Here is a 563-nt window from a genome sequence, read left to right on the forward strand (position 1 = left end):
ATTGAGTCTCCGACAATTCCGGGGCGGTTCAGCTAGATAAAAAGCGTAAAGCACTAAGTAACCTTCGGATAGATACTAACGATGAGCTTAGAAATTTAGGACAGCTAAAAGTTGATATTTTTAACAATCAAATTAAGCATATTATAGACACTATTAAAAAGATAAAAGATGCGGGCTCTAAACTTGAGAATTTTAGTCAGTCGATTACAGAGCAAGACTATATTGACATACAGCAAAAGGTAACCGCTTCACTTGAGTTAGAGAACGGTCTTTTAACAGGTGCGGCAGCAGGTGTCCTTACGGGCATAGGCGCTTACGGGTCTGTTGGCTTACTTGCTTCGGCTTCAACAGGCACAGCAATTTCAGCATTATCAGGAGCAGCTGCCAAAAGCGCTACGCTTGCATGGCTTGGTGGCGGATCTTTAGCAGCAGGTGGATTCGGTATGGCAGGCGGTACTTTGGTACTAGGAGGTATAGTTGCCGCTCCCGCATTAGCTATAACGGGTCTGCATCTTGCTGGTAAAGGTGAGAAGGCGTTAACCCAAGCGCGCGATGCGAAACTT

1 protein-coding gene is annotated in these 563 nt (G+C 45.1%); it reads right to left on the reverse strand.

Annotation, left to right across the window (positions count from 1 at the left end; genetic code table 11):
• Window positions 1-313: 313 nt before the first annotated feature.
• Window positions 314-563 (reverse strand): hypothetical protein (locus tag ACT3RN_RS16070; protein ID WP_444518862.1); only part of this gene is annotated, 250 nt, incomplete at its 5' end.

The organism is Psychrobacter sp. AOP5-GZ1-6 (assembly GCF_052376345.1).
Lineage (GTDB): Bacteria > Pseudomonadota > Gammaproteobacteria > Pseudomonadales > Moraxellaceae > Psychrobacter.